Annotated in this window: 1 protein-coding gene and 1 pseudogene; one reads left to right on the top strand and one right to left on the bottom strand. The window is 34.2% G+C overall.

Annotated features, from left to right (window positions below; genetic code table 11):
- A pseudogene (locus JS605_RS17435) lies at positions 1-217 on the bottom strand (IS110 family transposase); the annotation flags it as partial.
- Between the two features lie 197 nt (positions 218-414).
- Here JS605_RS17435 and JS605_RS17430 point away from each other — a divergent pair.
- Positions 415-855, top strand: a complete 441-nt coding sequence (locus JS605_RS17430; protein WP_203259007.1) for a hypothetical protein — start codon at positions 415-417, stop codon at positions 853-855.
- Positions 856-1,003 lie beyond the last annotated feature (148 nt).

The raw sequence follows: 1,003 nt of genomic DNA, 5'->3' as shown, positions 1-1,003 counted from the left end.
CACGATGCGCTCTATATCCGCAACAGCCCGCCTCATAGGCACAACTCACTTGGTAATTCTTAAAATGTTTATCTACATAGGACTTCAATAAGTAAGGCTCTGGAGGCATTGAAAACGTTTTGCCTACAAATAAATCACTCGAACAGTGAACTTTCCAACTTCGCTTGTGTATGTCAATACCAATGTATAATTTAGGGGTAGCAGTTTGTCGTTCCATATCTCTATTTTTTTTATCATCTTAAAGATACTCGATAGACTGCTTTTACATAGATGCTAACCGCAATTACGGCGGATTCGACTACGTCCGAATCCACTCGGAATTGCTAAAGTCTGTGCCAAACCGAAAATTAACGCATATTAACCCGTAACTGACGGTTATACTAGACCGTTGTAAGTAATTTAAAAACAAACAAGATGAATAGAAAAATTAAACTTTTGACATTATTAATTGTGACTGTTTTGTCTACAAATATTTTGAAAGCTCAAGCATCGACAGAAGAAATAACAACGGAATTCTTCAAAACCTATGAAAAGTCCCCTGAAAAAGCAATAGAAAACATTTTCAGCACAAATAAATGGGTGGAAGAAAGTAAAGAGGCTCTTGAAAATACCAAATTCAATTTGACAAGTGGTATTAAATCAATGGGTAATTATAATGGTTATGAAAAGATTGTAGAAAAAAGTGTAGGAGAAAATTATAAACTTGTATGTTTTATGTTGAAATATGACAGAGAACCTATTCGATTTTCATTCATATTCTACAGACCAAAAGACAAATGGCAAATGCAGAGTATTGCGTTTGACGGTGGGTTAAGTGATGAATTGGAAGAGTCTGGAAAAGTCTGGCGCTTGTAATAATACTCAGAATAAAACTACTTACAACAATGGCTCCTATGAAAAGCACTAGCCCAGTTCTCCAAAGTTAATATTTATTATTTTAATTAGCTCATATTTATGATTTTGGGGTGTTGAATTGTTGATAATTCCGATAGGATTATCAATA

It is taken from the genome of Hyunsoonleella ulvae (genome assembly GCF_016827605.1).
GTDB lineage: Bacteria > Bacteroidota > Bacteroidia > Flavobacteriales > Flavobacteriaceae > Jejuia > Jejuia ulvae.
The sequence above is the reverse complement of the archived record's forward strand: the minus strand, read 5'-3'. Positions and strand labels throughout refer to the sequence as shown.